This is a genomic window from Mesorhizobium sp. LCM 4576 (assembly GCF_001854815.1).
Classification (GTDB): domain Bacteria; phylum Pseudomonadota; class Alphaproteobacteria; order Rhizobiales; family Rhizobiaceae; genus Mesorhizobium; species Mesorhizobium plurifarium.
In genome coordinates, this window is record NZ_MDDT01000009.1 from 49,614 (window position 1) to 69,282 (window position 19,669).

Annotated in this window: 15 protein-coding genes; 6 read left to right on the top strand and 9 right to left on the bottom strand. The window is 65.6% G+C overall.

Annotation, left to right across the window (positions count from 1 at the left end):
- Positions 1-8: 8 nt before the first annotated feature.
- The 5 genes from LCM4576_RS04125 to LCM4576_RS04145 all read left to right on the top strand — a co-directional run bounded on the left by LCM4576_RS04125 (position 9) and on the right by LCM4576_RS04145 (position 7,520).
- Complete coding sequence (locus tag LCM4576_RS04125) at positions 9-1,550, top strand: ABC transporter ATP-binding protein (protein ID WP_071030662.1); 1,542 nt, start codon at positions 9-11, stop codon at positions 1,548-1,550.
- Positions 1,534-2,628 carry an ABC transporter permease gene (locus LCM4576_RS04130; protein WP_116397877.1) on the top strand — a complete coding sequence of 365 codons (1,095 nt, stop codon included), beginning with the start codon at positions 1,534-1,536 and terminating at the stop codon, positions 2,626-2,628. Before LCM4576_RS04125 ends, LCM4576_RS04130 begins: the two co-directional genes overlap by 17 nt.
- A 13-nt stretch (positions 2,629-2,641) precedes the next feature.
- Positions 2,642-3,562: an ABC transporter permease gene (locus tag LCM4576_RS04135; protein WP_071030664.1), complete on the top strand. Its 921-nt coding sequence runs from the start codon at positions 2,642-2,644 to the stop codon at positions 3,560-3,562.
- A gap of 248 nt (positions 3,563-3,810) precedes the next feature.
- Positions 3,811-5,913, top strand: coding sequence for an FAD-dependent oxidoreductase (locus LCM4576_RS04140; protein ID WP_071030665.1), 2,103 nt, complete (start codon positions 3,811-3,813; stop codon positions 5,911-5,913).
- Positions 5,914-5,981: 68 nt separating this feature from the next.
- Positions 5,982-7,520 carry a trimethylamine methyltransferase family protein gene (locus LCM4576_RS04145; RefSeq protein ID WP_071030666.1) on the top strand — a complete coding sequence of 513 codons (1,539 nt, stop codon included), beginning with the start codon at positions 5,982-5,984 and terminating at the stop codon, positions 7,518-7,520.
- A gap of 1 nt (position 7,521) precedes the next feature.
- Here the strand turns inward: LCM4576_RS04145 and LCM4576_RS04150 are convergent, their stop codons facing one another.
- The 8 genes from LCM4576_RS04150 to LCM4576_RS04185 all read right to left on the bottom strand — a co-directional run bounded on the left by LCM4576_RS04150 (position 7,522) and on the right by LCM4576_RS04185 (position 17,368).
- Complete coding sequence (locus tag LCM4576_RS04150) at positions 7,522-8,199, bottom strand: TetR/AcrR family transcriptional regulator (RefSeq protein WP_071030667.1); 678 nt, start codon at positions 8,197-8,199, stop codon at positions 7,522-7,524.
- 38 nt (positions 8,200-8,237) lie between these two features.
- The gene (locus LCM4576_RS04155; RefSeq protein WP_244510626.1) at positions 8,238-9,785 is read right to left on the bottom strand and encodes an ABC transporter substrate-binding protein; all 1,548 of its coding nucleotides are present in this window, start codon (positions 9,783-9,785) and stop codon (positions 8,238-8,240) included.
- A 16-nt stretch (positions 9,786-9,801) separates the two neighbouring features.
- Positions 9,802-10,830: an ABC transporter ATP-binding protein gene (locus LCM4576_RS04160; RefSeq protein WP_071030669.1), complete on the bottom strand. Its 1,029-nt coding sequence runs from the start codon at positions 10,828-10,830 to the stop codon at positions 9,802-9,804.
- Entirely contained in the window at positions 10,827-11,792 is a 966-nt protein-coding gene (locus LCM4576_RS04165; RefSeq protein WP_071030670.1) for an ABC transporter ATP-binding protein, read from the bottom strand. The genes LCM4576_RS04160 and LCM4576_RS04165 overlap by 4 nt, the downstream gene beginning before the upstream one ends.
- The gene (locus tag LCM4576_RS04170) at positions 11,789-12,676 is read right to left on the bottom strand and encodes an ABC transporter permease (protein ID WP_071030671.1); all 888 of its coding nucleotides are present in this window, start codon (positions 12,674-12,676) and stop codon (positions 11,789-11,791) included. The genes LCM4576_RS04165 and LCM4576_RS04170 overlap by 4 nt, the downstream gene beginning before the upstream one ends.
- Positions 12,660-13,610: an ABC transporter permease gene (locus LCM4576_RS04175; RefSeq protein ID WP_071030672.1), complete on the bottom strand. Its 951-nt coding sequence runs from the start codon at positions 13,608-13,610 to the stop codon at positions 12,660-12,662. The genes LCM4576_RS04170 and LCM4576_RS04175 overlap by 17 nt, the downstream gene beginning before the upstream one ends.
- A 13-nt stretch (positions 13,611-13,623) precedes the next feature.
- Complete coding sequence (locus LCM4576_RS04180; protein WP_071030673.1) at positions 13,624-15,633, bottom strand: CocE/NonD family hydrolase; 2,010 nt, start codon at positions 15,631-15,633, stop codon at positions 13,624-13,626.
- A gap of 382 nt (positions 15,634-16,015) precedes the next feature.
- Positions 16,016-17,368 (bottom strand): aromatic ring-hydroxylating dioxygenase subunit alpha, encoded by a 1,353-nt coding sequence (locus tag LCM4576_RS04185; RefSeq protein ID WP_041001946.1) that lies wholly within the window; start codon positions 17,366-17,368, stop codon positions 16,016-16,018.
- Between the two features lie 133 nt (positions 17,369-17,501).
- Between LCM4576_RS04185 and LCM4576_RS04190 the strand changes: the two genes are divergently transcribed.
- Positions 17,502-18,395 (top strand): LysR family transcriptional regulator, encoded by an 894-nt coding sequence (locus tag LCM4576_RS04190; RefSeq protein WP_071030674.1) that lies wholly within the window; start codon positions 17,502-17,504, stop codon positions 18,393-18,395.
- A gap of 10 nt (positions 18,396-18,405) precedes the next feature.
- Here LCM4576_RS04190 and LCM4576_RS04195 read toward each other — a convergent pair whose 3' ends face one another.
- Positions 18,406-19,665 (bottom strand): FAD-binding oxidoreductase, encoded by a 1,260-nt coding sequence (locus LCM4576_RS04195; protein WP_071030675.1) that lies wholly within the window; start codon positions 19,663-19,665, stop codon positions 18,406-18,408.
- Positions 19,666-19,669 lie beyond the last annotated feature (4 nt).

Genomic DNA, 19,669 nt, shown 5'->3' on the forward strand with positions numbered 1-19,669 from the left:
GACCCGCCATGCATCCGCGACTAGAATTGCGCAACATCTCCAAGCGCTATCCAGGCGTCGTCGCCAATGACGACGTCTCGCTGACGATCCAGCCCGGCGAGATCCATGCCGTCCTTGGCGAGAACGGCGCCGGCAAGTCGACCCTGATGAAGATCATCTACGGCGCGGCGCAGGCCGATTCCGGCGAAATCTTTTGCGACGGCAATCTGATCGCCGCGCACAATCCGGCAATGTCGCGCGCGCTCGGCATCGAGATGGTCTACCAGCATTTCGCGCTGTTCGAATCTGTTTCGGTGGTCGAGAACATCGCGCTTTCGGCAAGCGGCGCCTTCAATTTGCCTTCGCTGGCCGAAAAGATCCGCGAACTTTCGCTGCGCTACGGCATGCCGATCGACCCGCACCGCCAGGTGCACGACCTTTCGGTCGGCGAGCGCCAGCGCGTCGAGATCGTGCGCTGCCTCTTGCAGGCGCCAAAGCTCYTGATCCTCGACGAGCCGACCTCGGTGCTGACGCCGCAGGCCGTGGTCAAGCTGTTCGACACCCTTCGCCAGCTGGCCGCCGAAGGCTGCTCGATCGTCTATATCAGCCACAAGCTCGGCGAGGTGYAGGAGCTCTGCGACACCGCCACGGTGCTGCGCAACGGCAAGGTCACCGGCACGGCGCGGCCGAAGGAAACCACCTCGCTCGAGCTCGCCCGCATGATGGTGGGCTCCAGGCTGCCGGAAATGCATGTCAGCCCGGCAGCGCCGAGCGAGAAGCCTGTGCTCGAAGTCAGAAATCTTTCGGCCAAGGCAAGGGACCATTTCGGCGTCGACCTGGAGGATGTCTCCTTCAACGTCCATGGCGGCGAGATCGTCGGCCTTGCAGGCGTCTCCGGCAATGGCCAGGCCGAGYTCATCGCCCTGCTCAGCGGCGAGCGCCGGCACRCACAAGGCGACGCGATCAAAATCAATGGAACGGCGGCAGCCGCCTTGCGGCCCGACGAGCGCCGCAGGCTCGGCCTCGCCTTCGTTCCGGAAGAGCGGCTCGGGCGAGGCGCGGTGCCGTCGCACACGCTGTGGGAAAACGCGGTGCTGACGGCCCATCGCTTCGGCACGGTCCRCAAGGGCCTCGTCGACCGGCGCAGGGCCTCCGCCTTCGCCACCGGCATCATCGACCGGTTCAAGGTCAAGGCCAACGGCCCGGATGCCACGGCGCAGAGCCTGTCGGGCGGCAATCTGCAGAAATTCATCGTCGGGCGCGAGATCGCGCTGGCGCCGAAGCTGCTTCTCGTCTCGCAGCCGACCTGGGGCGTCGATGTCGGGGCGAGCGCGTTCATCCGCCAGACCATCGTCGATCTCAGCCGCGYCGGCACGGCGGTGTTCGTCGTCTCGGAAGAGCTCGACGAGCTGTTCGAGATCTGCGACCGGCTGCTGGTGATCTGCAAGGGTCGCGTGTCGCCGCCGCTGGTCCGCACAAGCACGGACCGCGAGGAGATCGGGCTCTTGATGACCGGCCGGACGATGGGCAAGGACCAGACGGGGGGCAGCAGCGTTGCATTTCAGGATTGAACAACGGCCGGAGCCTTCGGCCGTGATGCGTATCGCGGCGCCGGTGCTGGCTTGCGTGCTGACGCTGATCGTCGGCTCGCTCTTCTTCGCTTCGCTCGGCCACGATCCGTTGCCGACGCTCTACGCCTTCTTCATCGAGCCGCTGAGCTCGATGAACGGCCTGTCGGAATGGCTGCTGAAAGCCTCGCCGCTGATCCTCATCGCCTGCGGGCTGGCGATCGGCTTCCGCGCCAATGTCTGGAACATCGGCGCCGAGGGCCAGTTCACCATGGGCGCAATTGCCGCCAGCGGCGTCGGCCTGTTCTGGCCGAACCCGGAGAGCGCGCTGCTCCTGCCGCTGATGTTCCTGGCCGGGATGGCCRCCGGCATGGCCTGGGCGGCGATCCCCGCCTTCCTGCGCTCGCGCATGAACACGAACGAGATTCTGGTCACGCTGATGATGACCTATATCGCGACGCTGTTCCTGTCCTATCTCGTGCATGGACCGTGGCGCGATCCGGCCGGCTTCAACTATCCGCAGACGGCGTTGCTGCCGGCGGCGGCGATGTTCCAATCCTTCGACCCCGCCTACCGGCTGAATTCCTCGATCTTCATCACCGTGGTCGCCGTGCTTTTGATGTGGCTGTTCACGGACCGCAGTTTCCTCGGCTACAAGATGTCGGTGAGCGGCGCCGCACCGCTCGCCGCCCGCTATGCCGGTTTTCGCGACTCGGCCGCCGTCTGGATCGGGCTGCTGGCCGGCGGGGGCGCTGCGGGGATCGCCGGCATGGCGGAAGCGGCCGGACCGCTCGGCCAGCTCTCGCCGCAGATTTCTCCCRGCTACGGATTTGCCGCCATCATCGTCGCCTTCATCGGACGGCTGAACGCCTTCGGCATCGTGCTTGGCGGGCTGCTGATGTCGCTGCTTTTCCTCGGCGGCGAGGGCGTRCAGATGACGCTCGCGCTGCCCTCGGCGCTGACGCGCATCTTCCAGGGCATCCTGCTGTTCTTCCTGCTCGCCGCCGACTTCTTCATCTTTTATCGCATTCGCCTGGTGCGGCCGGCCAAGGACGCGCATGCGCTCGAGACGGCACGGTAGTGGGAGACAATCGATGGAACTGTTCATCGCCATCTTCACCGGCACCATCATCGCCGCCACGCCGCTGATCTTCGCGGCGCTCGGCGAGCTGGTGGTCGAGAAATCCGGCGTGCTCAATCTCGGCATCGAAGGCATGATGCTGATGGGCGCCGCCCTTGCCTTCTGGGCGGTCACCGCCGGCTACTCGATGCCGGTCGCGATCCTCGCCGGAGCGTTGGCCGGCGCCGCCGCCTCGTTACTGTTCGGCGTGCTGGCGCTCACCTTCCTCACCAACCAGTATGCCGCCGGCCTGGCGCTGGCGATCTTCGGTTCAGGCGTCTCCGCCTTCCTGGGGCGCGGCTTCGGCAGCGAGCCGATCGAAGCGCTGCACCGCGTCCGCATTCCGGTCCTCTCCGACCTGCCGGTGCTCGGCCCGCTCATCTTCCGCTTCGATCCGCTGGTCTATCTGGCGCTCTTGATGTTCGTAGCGATCAGCTGGTTCCTTTATCGCACCAAGGCGGGCCTCATCCTGCGCACGATCGGGGAATCGCCGCAGACCTCGCATGCCATCGGCTATCCTGTGATCCGGATCCGCTACATGGCGGTGCTCTTCGGCGGCCTGATGGCCGGCCTCGCCGGCGCCTATCTGTCGGTCGCCTACACGCCGCTCTGGGTCGAGAACATGACCGCGGGCAAAGGTTGGATCGCGCTGGCGCTGGTGGTGTTCGCCACATGGCGGCCGCTGCGCGTCCTGCTCGGCGCCTGGCTGTTCGGCGGCATGACGATTCTGCAATTGCAGGGACAGGCGCTGGGCCTTCAGGTTCCCTCCGAGCTGCTGTCGGCCCTGCCCTATCTGGCGACAATCGTGGTGCTGGTGCTGATCTCGCGCAACCGCCAGATGCTTGCCCTGCACTTCCCCGCGTCGCTGGCAAAGCCGTTCCGGCCGGCGAGCTAGAGCATTTCACCGTTTCAAGGAAACGGCGAACCGCTCTATCCCTTTGTTTTTACGCAATTCCGGACGGAAAAACCGCTCACACTTTTCCTGGAATTGCTCTAGCCGGGTCCAGTACGGCCGGCCGATTTTCGTTGTCGAAAGCCCGCAGTGCGAGCTCGTAGCACCGGGCTCGCGTTGACCATTGCGTTCCAGAACGATCTCGATTACGTTGTTGAACGATCGTTCAACAGTGCATTCGAGACGCCGCGATGCCGTGCAATCCTCGCTACGAAATCCTGTTCGAGCCGGTAAGAATGGGGCCCGTCACCGCGCCGAACCGCTTCTATCAGGTGCCGCATGCCAGCGGGATGACCAATGCGCTGCCGCGCGTTCGCGCGGCGTTCCGCGAAGCCAAGGCCGAAGGCGGATGGGGCGTGATCTGCACGGGGGCTTGCTCGATCGATCCGACTTCGGACGATGCGCCGCTGCCTTTCGCGACGCTGTGGGACGAGAACGACATCCGCGCTCACGCGCTGATGACGGAAGCCGTGCACCGCCATGGATCTCTTGCCGGCGTCGAGCTGTGGCATGGCGGCGCTTCGGTGATGAACCGGACAAGCCGCCTGCCGCCGCTGTCGCCATCCGGTATTCCGTGGATGGCCACGCATGTCGGCTTCATGGGCAATCTGAAACCGAAGACGATGGACAAAGCCGATATCCGCGAGGTGCTGAGATGCCAGGCCGAAGCGGCGCGCAAGGCGCGCACGGCCGGCTTCGATATCGTCTACGTCTATGCCGGGATGGGCTATCTCGGCTACGAGTTCCTGCTGCCGGAATACAATCATCGCGCCGACGAATATGGCGGCTCGATCGGGAATCGTGTCCGCTTCGTGCGCGAGATGATCGAGGTGACGAAGGATGCGGTGGGCAAGGATTGCGGAGTCGCGCTCCGTGTCAGCCTCGAGGAACTGCGCGGCCGACCCGGGCGCAACCAGCCCTCGGAAGCCCATGAGTTGATCGAACTGCTGGCCGACCTGCCCGACCTGTTCGACGTCAAGATGGACTCAAGCCCCACGGATTGCTCGGCGTCGCGCTTCACCGGCGAAGGCAGCCACGAGCCGGTGATCGATTTCGTCAAGTCGCTGACGAAGAAGCCGGTCGTCGGCGTCGGGCGCTTCACCTCGCCGGACACGATGGTGTCGCAGATCCGGCGCGGCGTGCTCGACCTCGTCGGCGGCGCGCGGCCGTCGATCGCCGATCCCTTCCTGCCGGCCAAAATCCGCGAGGGCCGCGAGACCGAGATCCGCGAATGCATCGGCTGCAACATCTGCATTTCGAGCTGGCATGACGGCGTGCCGGTGCGTTGCACCCAAAACCCGACCGCCGGCGAGGAATGGCGGCGCGGCTGGCACCCCGAGCGCGCCGGGCGCGCCGACAGGCCCGAACGCATCCTCATTGTCGGCGGCGGACCGGCCGGGCTCGAATGCGCCATGACCCTCGGCCGTCGCGGCCATGAGGTGATGCTGGCCGACGCCAGCCGCGGCTTCGGCGGGCGGCTGACCTTCGAGAAGACACTGCCAGGGTTGTCGGCCTGGAATCGTGTCGTCGAGTACCGCCTCGGCCGCATCGGCGAGATGAGCAATGTCTCGCTCTATCCTGAAAGCACGCTCGGCGCCGACGAGATCATCGACCTGGCGCCGGAGCGCGTGGTGCTGGCGACCGGCGCGCGCTGGACGAACATGCTCTATTCCTCGCTGGAGATCCCCGTCGGCCGGCTCAACCATGCGGATGTGCTCACACCCGACGACATCGCCGCCGGCAAGCTCCCTCAAGGGCCGGCGCTGGTCTTCGATTTCGACAACTACTACATGGGCGGCGTCCTCACCGAGYACCTGGCCGCCCAAGGCATCCCGATCAGCTATGCGACACCGGCCGGCCATGCGTCGGCATGGACGATCATGACCAACGAGCTGCCGCTGGTGCATCGGGCGCTGGCGCGCCGCAACGTGCCGGTGAGAACGCTGCATCTGCTGAAATCCTTCGACGGCGAGACCGCGACGCTGGCGCATCTGTTCACCGGCGAGGAAACCCGCATGGCCTGCCGCTCGGTGCTGGTCGTCGGATTGCGGTTGCCGCGAAACGAGTTGTTCGAAGCGCTGACAGAAAAGGCGGACATGCTCGCCGCGGCGGGCATTCGGGGCGTCGATCGCATCGGCGACACGCTGGCGCCCGGCGCCATTGCCCATGCGGTGCATAGCGGCCACAAGCTGGCGCGCGAAATCGGCGCGGAGCTTCGCTGGCGGCCTTACCGCCGCGACACGCCGGTCGTCGATGCGGCGGCGGATTTCGAGATGCGGACGGCAGCCGAATAGAGCAATTCCAGGAAAGGTGTGAACGGGTTCCGTTCGGAATTGCGTCAAACAAGGAGGTCCAGAGAGCCATGGAGCGTATCGCCGCACGTCGCAGGCCCGGTCGTCCGCAGCGCGAGGTCGGCGGCATCGCGCAGCGGCCCTGGAAGCGGCTGACGCGGCCCTACGCGCCGATCGAGGTCCTGTCGGCCGACCAGGTGCAGGCGATCCACGAAATGGGCCTCACCATCCTCGAGGAGATCGGCATGCGCGTGCTGCAGCCACGGGCGCGCCAGCTCTATCGTGCCGCCGGCTGCACCGTCGACGAAGGCGAGATGCGGGTGCGCTTCGACCGCGCCATGGTGATGGAGCGCGTCGCCATGGCGCCGTCGTCATTCGAGCTGCGCGCCCGTAACCCTCAGAAGAACGTCAAGGTCGGCGGGCGGCATTGCATCCTGTCGTCGGTCGGCGGGCCGGCCTATGTCATGGACAATGACCGCGGCCGCCGCCCCGGCACCTATGCCGAGATGTGCGACTACCTGAAGCTCATCCAGTCGTTCAACGTGCTGCACCAGGAAGGCGGCGGACCGTTCGAACCGCTCGACCTGCATCAGAACACCCGCCATCTCKACCTCTACTATGCCGAGATCACCCTGCTCGACAAGAACTGGCAGCCGCAGGCGCTTGGTCACGGCCGCGCCATCGACGCGCTGGAAATGGTGGCGATCTCGCTCGGCACGATGCGYGAAAACCTGGCGCGGGAGATGCCGGTGTTCACCGGCATCATCAACACCAATTCACCGCTGCAGCTCGACGAGCCGATGGCCGAGGGGCTCATCGCGCTGGCCGAGCACGGCCAGGTCAACGTCATCACGCCGTTCACGCTGGCCGGGGCGATGAGCCCGGTGACGCTTGCCGGCGCGCTGTCGCAGCAGCATGCCGAGGCGCTGGCCGGCATCGTGCTGACGCAGATCGTGCGCCCCGGGGTGCCGGTGATGTATGGCGGCTTCACCTCAAATGTCGACATGAAGACCGGGGCGCCGGCCTTCGGCACGCCGGAATACACCCAGGCCGCGCRGATCACGGGACAGCTTTGCCGGCTGATCGGCGTRCCGTTCCGCTCCAGCAACGTCACCGCCGCCAACGCGGTCGACGCGCAGGCCGCCTATGAGAGCGCGATGTCCCTGTGGGGCTGCCTGATGGGCGGCGCCAATCTTGTGCTGCACGCGGCAGGCTGGCTCGGCGGCGGGCTGACCGCATCGTTCGAGAAGCTGGTGATCGATGCCGAGATGCTGCAGATGATGTCGGCCTATTTCGATCCGCCGGTGGTCGACATCGACACGCTGGCGCTGGACGCGGTGCGCGAGGTCGGCCCGGCCGGGCATTTCTTCGGCGCCGCGCATACCATGCAGCGCTACGAGCGCGCCTTCTATTCACCGCTGGTGTCCAACTGGGACAACTACGATACCTGGATGGAACGCGGCCAGATCACCGCGCGTGAACGGGCCAACGTGATCTGGAAACGCATGGTCGCCGAATATGAGCGGCCGCCGATCGACCCCGGCATCGACGAGGCCCTGCGCGACTATATGGAGCGCCGCAAGCGAGAGGGCGGATCGCCGCTGAACTGAGTCAGGCGTTCCGCAAAGGCCCGACCTGCGCCTCGAGCATCTCGAAGCCGGCGGCCTCGGCCGCCTGCGGCGTCACCACGCTTTCGTCGAGACACCATTCGAGCCAGAGCCCGTCGACCAGCGCGATGAAATTGCGCGCCAGCGCGGGAGCATCGACCTGCCTTCGGCGCTCGACGGCAACCGCCGCGATGTCCTCGGCAAGTTCCGCGCGGTAGGCGTCGTACAGCTCGCGATGCGCCGCCTTGAGCCGCGGGTTGACGGCGATCTCACCCCACAAGGACAGCCAGATTAGCAGGTTCTCGCGGCTGAAATATTCCGGCGCGAAATTGGACCGCACCAGGGCGGCCAGCGCGGCCTCGGGAGGCCAGCCGGACGCCTCGGCGCGGCGGCGCTTGGCCTCGTCGATCTGGTTGTTGACGCTTGCATAGAGCGAGGACTTGTAGACCTCGACCAGCAGCCCATCTAGGCTTTCGAAGTGATGGTTGATGAGGCCGCGCGAGACGCCGGCCTCCTTGCAGATGCGATCTATGGTGAAGGCGCCGATGCCGCCGACGGACAGGCATCGCGTCGCCGCCTCGATCAGCATGGAGCGGCGCACATCGGCCTGCTCGCGGCTGAAGCGCGGCGCCTTCTTCGCGCCACGCTTCGTTTTTGCAGCTTCCGGTTGGGCTTGCGTCATGCAACCCAGCTAATCGATTGCGCCCGTCCTGTCCATGATCACGCCGTCTTCTTGAACAGCACAGGGTTGGGATGACCGTCCGGATAGATGACGGGTTCGAACGCGGTCTTGTGAATGGCGACCAGCGGCTGGTGACAGATGAAGACGAATCCACCGGACTGCTCCATCAGATCCTCCATGCGGTTGGACAAGGCGATGCGCTTGGCCTCGTCGCTTTCGGCAACCAGCTGCTGGTAGCCGGTCTCGAACTCGGGACTGTCGAAGCCGGACCAGTTGTAGGCGCCGATCTGGTCGGGGCGGAACCAGACCAGGTTCTCGGACGGATCGACGCCGCCCGCGAAATCCATCAGCGCCAGATCAATGTTCTTGTAGCCGTCGCCCTGCGTCTTGTCGCCGACGCCCCAGAAGGCGGCTTCGTCGTAGGGCTGGATCTCGACCTTGATGCCGGCCTGCTCGAGGCTGGCCTGGATGATCTGCGCGGTCGCGGTGCGGATGGAGTCGTTCATCACCGTCAACGTCAACGACAAGTCGCTGACGCCTGCCTCGGCGAGCAGCGCGGCGGACTTCTCATAATCGGGCGCCGCGATCAGATTGCTCGGGCGCGCGAATTTCGTGCCGGGCTGGACGACRCCGGTGGAGCGCTTGGTGAGGTCGTCATAGACGCCGGTCAGGATCTGCCCGACGTCGACGCCGTACTGCACGGCTTGCCGCACCTTCAGATCCTTGAGGCGCGGGCTCAGCATGTTGATCGTCAGCCAGACATAGCGGGTTGACTGCGCCTCGATGAGGCTGGTGTTGGCGGGCGGTTTGGCCTTCACGGCCTTGGTCGCCGAAATGGCAATCTTGGTGTAGTCGAAGGCATCGGCCTCGTAGGCCAATTGCGCCGCCTGATCGTCGGCGACGACATAGATCTCGACCTTGCCGAAATCCGGCTTCGGTCCCGGCCAGTCCGGATTTGCGGTCAGCGTCACCTTCTGCTTTTGCTGYCAGTCCGAGAAGAGATAAGGGCCGCAGGTCGCAGGCGGCTCAGTGGTGAATTTGCCGCCGGCCTTCTCTGTGCCGGCGCGGCAGATGATGTGGCCGCCATAGTAAGGCAGGCTGGTGACGAAGATCGGCTGGTACGGATCCTTGAGATGGATGATGCCGGACCTGGCGTCGACGACCTCGACCCGGTCCAGCTTTTCGAACTGATAAGCCCAGGGCGACGACAGCTTCGGATCGGCTATGCGCTCGTAGGAGAATTTCACGTCTTCGGCGGTGACCGGGCCAAGACCGTTCGACCATTTCAGCCCATCGATCAGGGTGAAGGCGATGGTTTTCGGATCCTTCAGCTCGAGTTTCTCCGCGCCCCAGAGCGACCATGGCGAACCTTGCCTGAGGTCGCCGAGGCGGTTCAGCGACACATAGATGCCGCGCATCATGACGTCTTCGATGCCGCCGATCATGAAGGCGGGGTCAAGCGTCTGCAGATCGCCTTCCATGCGGATGCGCAGCGTGTCGCCTGCCGCCGACCAGGCAAAGCCCGGTTTCATCGCCAGGCCGGCGCCCAGCACGCCGGCGGCTTTCAGGAATGCACGTCTGTCCATGGTCCATTTCGTCATCTCAGTTTCCCCTTTGGTTTGCGGAAGCGCGTGAGACGGCTTCCCGTTCTTGCCCGCCGGTCTGCAGCGGGAAATGGCAGCGCACCATGCGGCCGGCGCCCGTCGGCCGGTAGACCGGCGCCTCGGTCTTGCAGCGGGATTGCACGAGCGGGCAGCGCGTGTGGAACTCGCAGCCGGAAGGCCGCCGGAAGACGCTTGGAATTTCGCCGGTGACGGCAGGCTTGTGGCTGCGCCGGCGCGGATCTGGGATCGGCTCGGACCGGATCAATGTCGCGGTGTAGGGATGCAGCGGGGCTGAGAACACCTCTTGCGTCGGTCCCGTCTCGACCAGCCGGCCGAGATACATGATGGCGAGCCGGTCGCTGACATGGCGGATCATCGCCAGATTGTGGGTGACGATCATGGCCGCGAAGCCGAGCTCGCGCTTGAGCTCGCCGATCAGGTTGAGCACATCGCCCTGCACCGAGACATCGAGCCCGGCAGTCGGCTCGTCGRCAAGCAGCAGATGCGGTTTCATCGCAAGCGCCCGCGCCACGCCGACGCGACGCGCCTGCCCGCCCGACAGTTCATGCGGAAAGCGGTCGACGAAGGAGGCGGGCAAGCCGACCAGCGCCAGCAGCGCCTTCGCCGCCGCGCGCCGGTCCGGCATCGGCAGCCCCTGGATGACCTGCGGTTCGGTGAGCAGAGTGCCGACACGCAGGCGCGGGCTGAGCGAGGCGACCGGATCCTGGAACATCATCGCCGCGCGGCGGCGCATGGCGCGAAAGTCGGCGGGCGTCTGGACGTCCCTGCCCTCGAAGACGATACGACCGGCCGCAGCCCGGATGAGGCCGAGAATGGTGCGGGCCAGCGTCGTCTTGCCGGAGCCGGATTCGCCGACCAGCCCAAGCGTCTCTGCCGGCATCAGCGACAGCGTGACGCCATCGACGACATTGAAGCCGGGCAGCGGAAACGGATTGATCAGCCGGTCGAGCAAGCTGCTGCGAACAAAACTGACCGACAGGTCCTCGACGGCAAGCAGTGGGCTCATGACGTCACCGCATGGCAGCGGGYGGCATGGCAAGCGGTGAGCTTCACCAGCGGCGGCGCGACGGTCTTGCATGGCGCGAAGCCCCGGCCGCAGCGCGGGGCGTAAACGCATCCCACCGGTGGTTGGGTCAGGCTCGGCAATGCACCTGGAATGGTCGGCAGCCTGTCCAGCCGCTCATGGAAGCGGGCGGGATCGCAGGCAAGCAGCGCCTGGGTGTAGGGATGACGCGGATCGTGGAAGATCGCGTCGACCTCGCCGCCCTCGACCACCTCGCCGGCATACATGACATAGACTCGGTCGCAGAGCTCGGCGATGACGCCGAGATGATGCGAGACGACGATGATGATGCCGTTATAGTCGCGCCTGAGCTCGCGCAGCAGATGGATGATCTGCGCCTCCATGGTGACGTCGAGCGCGGTCGTCGGCTCGTCGGCGATGAGCAGGCCGGGATCGGTCAGCAGCGCGGCCGCAATCGCCACGCGCTGGCGCATGCCGCCGGAAAGCTCGTGCGGATAACTCCGCATGCGCCGTTCGGCATCGGCGATGCCGACGCGACCGAGCATGGCGGCGATACGGGCCCGTTTCTGCGCGCGGCTGAGATCCTTACGGTGGTGCTGGAAGTCGACGAGCTGGTCGCCGATGGTCAGCACCGGGTTGAACGCCGTCATCGGGTCCTGGCCGACCAGCGCGATCTCGTCGCCGCGCAGCAGGCGCTGGCGATGGGCGTCGAGCTTCGCCAGATCGACGCCRTTGTAACGGATCGACCCGTCGATGCGGGCGTTGKCCGGCAAGAGGTTGRCCAGAGCGGTGACCAGCGTGGACTTGCCGCAGCCGCTCTCGCCGACRATGCCGATCACCTCGCCGGGATGCGCTTCGATGTCGACATGGCGAAGGGCGTGCACGCTGCCATGYGGCGTCTCGTAGCGGACGCTGAGACCGCTGGCGGCAAGCGGGCCGCTCATGCCGGCCTCCGCAGCTGCAGGCGCGGGTCGAGATAGTCGCGCAGGCCCTCGCCAAGGAAGGTGAAACCGAGCGTCGCCAGCACCAGCGGCAGGCCGCCGAAGATCACCATGAAGGGGGCCGAGCGGATGCTGGTGTAGCCGTCATAGAGGATCGAGCCCCAGGACGGCGTCGGCGGGCGCACGCCGAGGCCGAGGAAGCTCAAGCCGGCCTCGACCATGATGACGACCGGAATATCCATCGACAGAAGGATGATCAGCGGACCGACGACATTGGGCAGGAGGTGGATGAAGATGATGCGTGCCGCACTCGCGTCGAGCAGCCGCTCGGCGAGGATGTAGTCGCTGTTCTTCAGCGCCAGCGTCTGGGCCCGGATCAGCCGCGCGTAACTTGGGAACGACGTAGCGGCGATGACGATGATCAGCGTCCCGGTGCCGGCGCCAAGCACGGTGATGATGGCAAGCGCGAACATGATCATCGGCAGCGAATTCATGCTGTCGAAAGCGAGCACCAGGATGGCGTCGAGCCAGCGCGGACCGTAGCCGGCGATGAGGCCGAGCAGCAGCCCGATGGCGCCGGCCATGGCCACCGAGACCATGGCGATGGTGAGCGCCGTGCGCGCGCCGTAGATGACGCGCGACAACAGATCGCGGCCGAGATGATCGGTGCCGAACCAGTGCTCCGCCGATGGCRCCTGCAGCTTGTGCAGCACGTCGATCTTGACCGGCGAATAGGGCGCCAGCCAGGGCGCGAAGATCGCGGTGACAAGGAATCCGGCGACCAGGATCAGCGCCACGCGGGTGAAGGGGTCGGCAAGCAATGCGCGAAGCAGGACAAGCCGTTGTCGATCCGGCGTCGATGGAGAGGCCTCAGCCACGGAAGACATCACGAACCCTCGGATCGAGCCGCGCGATGAGAAGATCGGCGGCGATGGTGATGGAGACGTAGATGGCAGTCATGATCAGCACCGTGCCCATGACGACCGGATAGTTGCGTGTGCTGACGGCGTCGGTGWTCAGCTTGCCGATGCCGGGCCTGGCGAACACCGCCTCGACGAAGACGGCGCTGGACAGGATGCTGCCGAGGCCGACCGCGACCAGCGAGATGGTCGGGATGATGGCGATCCGCAGCRCATATTTGGAGACGATTTTCCACTCGGRCAGGCCGAAGGAACGCGCGGTGCGGATATGGGGCTCGCCCATCACCTCCATCATCGAGGCGCGCACCATGCGGGCTATGTAGCCGATCCAGCCGAGGGCGATCGCCGCGGCCGGCATGACCAGCGCCCTGGCCTGGCTGAAGAGATCGCCGGYCTCGCCCGCCCCGATGGCCGGCAGCCAGCGCAGCGTGACGRCAAACAGCAGCAGCGAGTAGATGGCGACGACGAAGGACGGCACGGCGATGACACCGACCGAGAGCACGCCGATGGCGGCATCGGCGGTCGTGCCGCGCCGCATCACCGACAGGCAGCCGAGCGGGACGCCGATCAGGAGCGCCACGGCCAGCGCCGTCAGCCCCAGGATAAGCGTGTTCGGCAACGCCTCCATGACCAGTGTGGAAACGGGCCGGTTCGACCAGACATCATAGCCGAGATTGCCGGTCAGCGCGTTGCGGAAGAACTCGACGATCTGCCACCAGACCGGCTGATCGAGCCCCATGCGCTCGATCAGCAGCCGCTTCAGCTCCGGCGTGGCGCGCGGACCGAGCGCCACGGTCGCGGGATCGCCCGGAACCAGGAAGACGGCCGCATACATGGCGACCATGACAAGGACGAGGATCAGGAGACCGAGACCGATGCGCTTCACTGCATATGCAAGCATGGCCTCCTCCCCTTCAGGCGAAATCGCGCCTGATGCGCCGTGTCGCCGAGGCGCTGTGGACGAGCTTGCCCCGTTCCCGGGCTTCAAGACGCCAACTCAGGTCGAAATGCGTTTCATCCGCCGTCAGCTCCGTCACCGCCCTCGCTTCGGTGTCGGCATCGGCGCTGGCAATCGCCCATCGATATTCGGTAACGAGCTTTGCCGAGAGCGGATCGCCGCTGCTGATGCTCATCGTGTCGCTGTTGGCGGAAGACACGGTGATGGCGCGATCGTCGTAGCGCCTGCTTCCATGGTCCGAGGTCAAGGCGATGATCTGCAGGCCCGAGCCGACATCGTCGGTGACTATGCGACGGTCGAAGCCTTCGTCCAGCGTCGTGGTCGGGACCGGCGGCGCGGTTTCGGYCGGCTCGAAACGGACATCGCGGTCGCGCGGCGACGGGGRCCGCACCGGAAGAACCAGCTTGCTGTCRCCGCTCGCGACCGACAGCAGCGAAAGCTTCGGTTGCGGCCACAGGATGGGCCAATGCTGGTTGGCCAGCGCCAGGCGGACGCGGTGCCCCTTGGGTATGGTGCGCGCGAAATCGTTGAGCTTGAGCCTGACGCGGAACGGCGTTCCGACCGGACACGGCGTCGGATGCTCGTGACTGTCGCGATGGCTGAGGTTGAGCACGCCATAGGTCATCAGTGCCGAGGTGCCGTCGGGATAGACATCGCAAAGACGGGCGGCAAGGTTGACATGCGGCTGGTCGACGCTGACGAGAAGATCGAGCTCGGGCGCCCCGAGCAGGGTCAGGTCATGCTCGAGCGGCAAGGTGTCGAAGCACAGCGCCAGACCGTCCTCGCGGCGCTGGTCGATGGGCATGTCGGGACACGAGCCGCCATAGCCGCCCCAGCGGCCGCAGTCGCGGCCGGCGGTCGCCGGAGAACGTACCGACAGCGTGGCGCCCAGCGCGGCTCCGCCGCTTAGTCCGGCGGCGTTCAGATGCAAGACGCGGCGCTCGATGCGCGGTGACGGCCATTGGTCCTCGGCCGCCCAACTGCCGGCATGATCCGGGAGGTAGAAAGGCTGCGGCCGCTCCTCGCCGGTGATCCAGACCCGGTAGAGCGGTTCGTCCATGATGCCTGTGTCTTCCCCGCAAAGCCAATGACGCCACCAGCGCAGCGCTTCCTGCAGGTAGCCGATCAGCGGACCCGGCGCGCCGCGACAGGGATAGGCATGCGACCACGGCCCGACGATGCCGAGCTTCGGCCCCGGCAGATGTTCAAGCAGGCGCGGCACGAAGTTCGAATAGCTGTCTTCCCAGCCGCAGATGGCCATGACCGCGCATTCGATCGCGGCATGATCCTCGCAGACCGAACCCTGCCGCCAGTAGTCGTCGCGGCGCTGGTGGGCGAGCCAGATTTCCGACAGCGAGCGTGTCGCTTCCAGCCGGCTCATCCACATGGCGCGCCAGGCGCCGCCGACGATCTGCGGGTCGGGCGCCATCGCCTTCTTCACCAGCATGAAGTTCGACCACATTTCCTGCTCGGTGAGCAGAGCGCCGCCCATATAGTGGATGTCGTCGGCGTAGCGGTCGTCGGTGGCGCAGTTGGCGATGATGGCCTTCAGCGCCGGCGGCCGGCGCGCCGCGACCTGCAGCGCRTTGAAGCCGCCCCAGGAAATGCCGCCCATGCCGACATTGCCGTTGCACCAGGATTGCGCCGCCAGATGCGCGATGATCTCGCAGGCGTCCTCCTGCTCGCGCGGCAGATATTCGTCGGCCAGATCGCCATCGGAATCGCCGGAACCACGAATGTCTATGCGGGCGCAGGCGATGCCGTGGCCGGCGAGCCAGGGGTGGATGTCTATGTCGCGGGCAACGGTGCCGTCGCGGCGCCGATAAGGCACCATTTCGGCCACCACAGGCACCTTGGCGTCGGTGCGCGGGCGCCACACGGTGGCGGCGATTCGCGTGCCGTCTGYCAGCGCGATCCAATATGGATCGACGGTTTCGACGGCAAAGGGAAACTCGGTCCGTACCACGGCGGGTRCTCGTCAATGCCTTGTTGAACGTTCGTACAACAAGAGCATTCCGGATGCAATCCCGTTTGAGTCGTTTGCGATCCAGGGCGCAGAGAAACTGCATTCGGCTGCCCTGACCGCACTCCGCGTTCAGGCGCCTGTGGAGCAACAGATGTCTGCGATGGCAAAGCTGCCATTTAGGATCTTGGCTGCAGAGTAGACTTTGGAATGCGCGCAACCGCTGACGCGGACTGGCCTCGGCAGGCTACGCCGACCTCAGCGGCGTTGCGCAGTGACGGTCTGGCTGGRCAACGCACGGCCCGGCACGGCACYGATACCGTCCGCACCGTTGCAAGGGTTGTGGCCACGGCRCACGACGATCATCGGATCGCCGTCACAACACCTACGATGCGGCTTGACCAAACTTGCGCGTCTTGCGGGCTGCTTGCGGCGAGGCGTAGAGCTGTGACGGCGCCGTCCAAGCCTCGTCTTCGTCCCTGCGCTCGCCGGTGATCAGGGCGCGCATCTGCGAAAGATAGGTCTCTATGAAAAAGGCGGTCTGCGATTCCAGCGGCGTATAAGGCCCAGGGCGGTAGGCGCGCGAAGCGATCCCATCGGCGTTGTCTTCCGTGATCTTCTTGTCCTGAACGGTCGTCACATCCCACATCCACGAAATCTTGTCGACGTCGACCGACGCTTCGGCATCCTTGTCGACCAGCCATGTCAGGATCACGTCGGTCTCGTTGGCGTTGCGCGGGATCATCTGGAACATGGTCAGATAGTCGTTGGGCGCGCTGAGGAACGAAAGCCGGCCGATCCGGAAGCCGTTTTCGCCGCCGTCGAACGTGCCGCGCCCACCCATAAGGCATGAGACCGGCTGGCCATCGTCGGAAAGCGTGAGACGGCCCGAGCCGATCGGCTTGCGATGCATGGCGAAGGGCATCGTGTCCAGGTCGCCAGGCTCCCACACGCCTTTGTGGAATTCGGCGTCGCCGATGACGCTGTGCCAGGCGTCGATCTCCTGCTTCCATTCGGCGGCGTTGTAATCGTCGCGCATGGCGGTCACCTTCACATGGCCGTTGACGCGGAAATATTCAGGGTGAGCCGGGCGGCAGTGGTAGCATTCGAGGAAATTCTCCAGCACCAGCTTCCAGTTCGCCTTGGTCAGGTAATTCTTGCGCGCGACGATGCGCGCGTCGGCGACCCCATTCTCGCGCAGAAGATCGGTCAGCCCGGCCGCCGCCGGCTCGATGTCAGGCAGGCTGGCGGCATCAAGGCCGCACATCACCAGACCGCCGATCACCTTGGTCGGCACCTTGTGYAGTCCGAGACTGTCGCCGTCGACGCCTTCGGGCAGATCGCGCCGGGTCTGCAACTCACCGGTCAGCCGGAAGGACCAGGCATGATAAGGGCAGACCAGCAGCTTGCCGCGGCCATCCTTGACGCATAGCCGCGAGCCGCGATGGGTGCAGACGTTATAGTAAGCGGCAACGTCATCCTCGCCATCGCCGTGACGGGCGACGATGATCTCCTCGTCGAACAATTGACGGATGACGTAACTGCCCTTCTCCGGCACCTCGCTCAAATGGGCGACGATCACCCATTGGCGAGGGAACCACAATTCGCGCTCGAGCGCGAAGATATCCGGGTCGAGGTAGAAGGCCTGCTGCAGCGACCAGTCCTTGCGATGCTCGTCGATCAACCTGACAACGCGCGCGCGATCGAGACCGGACAACATCTTGTCGTTTGCATACATTGCGGACTCCAGGGTGGCGGACTCCAAGGCTGGCTAATGCCTTTTGATCAGGGTTGCAGCGAATTGCAGCATTCATCAACCATGGATTTGGCAGGCTTCCATCTCAAAAAGTCATGGACTACTCTTGCCGTCGATGAAGACGCTCAAAGYCTCGCTCCCCTTGCTCAACGCGATGGTCGCTTTCGAAGCGACCGCGCGACGCGGCAACCTGACGGCCGCCGCCGAGGAGCTCGCCATTGCGCAATCGGCCGTGTCGCGCCACATCGCCAACCTGGAAAAGCGGCTCGCGCTCGACCTTTTGGCGCGCAAGGGCAACCGCGTCTCGCTGACCGAAAACGGCGCGGCGCTGGCCGAGGCGATACGGGACGGGCTGGGYGCGATCCGCGATACTGTCGCGCGCCTGCAGGAGGCCGATCACGGCTCACTGGTCATCGCCAGCGGCTACGACCTCGTCCAGGCGTGGCTGATGCCGCGTTTCGATCTCGTGACCTCGCTCGTCACGGATGGCCGTGTCACGCTGCTGACCTCCAGCAACCCCGACGATTTCGGCCGTCCGGAGGTAGGGATCTCGATACGCTTCGGACGCCCCGAGCTCTGGCCCGGCTTCGCCGCCCGCAAGCTGTTCGACGGAGAGTGGTTTCCCGTCTGCTCGCCGGGCTTCCTCGAACGGCACCCTGCTCTGGCCTCGGAAGATCCGGCGGCCTTCCTCGACGTGCCGCTGCTGCATCTCGCCGCTCCCGAAGACGCGATCGACAATTGGCGATCCTGGATCGGCACCGCCCGCAGCCTGCCCGGTCCGACATTCTCCAGCTATCTGTCGATGATGCATGAGGCGATAGCCGGCCGCGGCGCAGCGCTCGCCTGGGCCGGCTTCGTCGAAGAGCAGCTGAGGCTCGGGCAGCTGGTGCAATTGACCAAGACTCCGCGCCGCCATGCCGACGCGTTCTACATCGTCACCCGGAGGAAGGCGACGCCAACCGAACAGATGGTGGCGCAGGCTTTGCTCGACAGCGCGACGGCCCGCTGACCTTCGTCAGTTACTCCGCCGCAGTGGCGAAACGCCTGGYGCCGTGGCGCGCGCTCCACGCCGGCATCGAGGCCTCGACATCTTCCTCGCTCGGGAAGGCATCGCGTGCGTAGYGGTCGATCCTGAACCGAGCCGGATCGACCAAGCGCGGCGTGTCCAGCAGGATCTCGGTGGCCAGCCTGCCGAGGCCCGGCCCATGGCTGACGCCGGTCTCGTTGTCGCCACCGGCGACGACGATGTTCGCGTGGCCCGGCACATGCCCGACCATCAAGCCGACGTCCGGCGTGTAGCAGGGAATGCCCTGCGACCAGTTCGCAACTTTCGAGCCGCGCAGCGGCGGGAAGACATCCTGCAGCCTCTCCATCTGCTGATCGACCATGGACTGCATCAGCTCGCGGTTATGCGGCTGGCCGGGTTCGAGCTCGCTCTCCTCCAGGCGATGCATCGGCGTGTAGTGGCTGCCCGTGCCCCACATGATGGCGCCGAAGGTCTCGCGCAGCCAAAGCCTGAGCTCGCGGCACTGGATTGTCGGCAATGTCGAAGGCAAGCCTCGATCGTCGGTGACCACGCGCGTGGCCAGGACGCGCAGCAGCGGCAGGTGCCAGTCGAGGCTGGCGAGGACCTCGTTGTTCCAGGCGCCCGCCGCCACGACCACGCCATCGGCCTCGATGACATCGCGGTCGGTCTCGAGCGTGACCTTGCCGCCGACGTCGCTGATCTTCCGCACCCTGGTCCTGTCGCGCACGACGCCGCCGAGCCTCTTGATCTCGCTGACCAGCACGCCAAGCGCCAGCTTGGTGTCGAGCTGGATGCCATGCGGGTTGTAGGCGCCGGAGTGAACTTTGGCCGGATCGACCAGCCCGCCCATCTTCTCGCCGATCTGCGCGGCGTTGAGATCCTGCATCTCCTTCGGCGCATAGGGCGAGCCGAGCACCGGCATGACGAAATCCTCGCGCCCTTGCGGCGTGAGCGCCATGATCAGCGTGCCGTTCGGCCGGTAGCCGATCTCGGTGCCGAGCTCGCTCAGCATACGGTAGAAGTCGAGGCCGTATTGCTGCAGGCGAAGTCCTTCCTCGCCGGCCGGGATCATGCCGGCCGACCAATGSGAGACGAAGCCGGCGCCGGCGCTGGTCGTTGCCGCGCCGGGCTCGGTCGCCTCCACGAGCGTCACGGTCTTCACGCCCGATTTCAAGAGGTGATAGGCGGTGGAGCAGCCGATGATGCCGCCACCCACGACCACGATATGCTTGCTGTTGGTTGCTGCCGGCATTTGT

Coding starts and splice junctions, on each gene's coding strand:
- LCM4576_RS04135 (WP_071030664.1), top strand. CDS start 2,642: ATGGAACTGTTCATCGCCATCTTCACCGGCACCATCATCGCCGCCACG.
- LCM4576_RS04150 (WP_071030667.1), bottom strand. CDS start 8,199: ATGACGCAAGCCCAACCGGAAGCTGCAAAAACGAAGCGTGGCGCGAAG.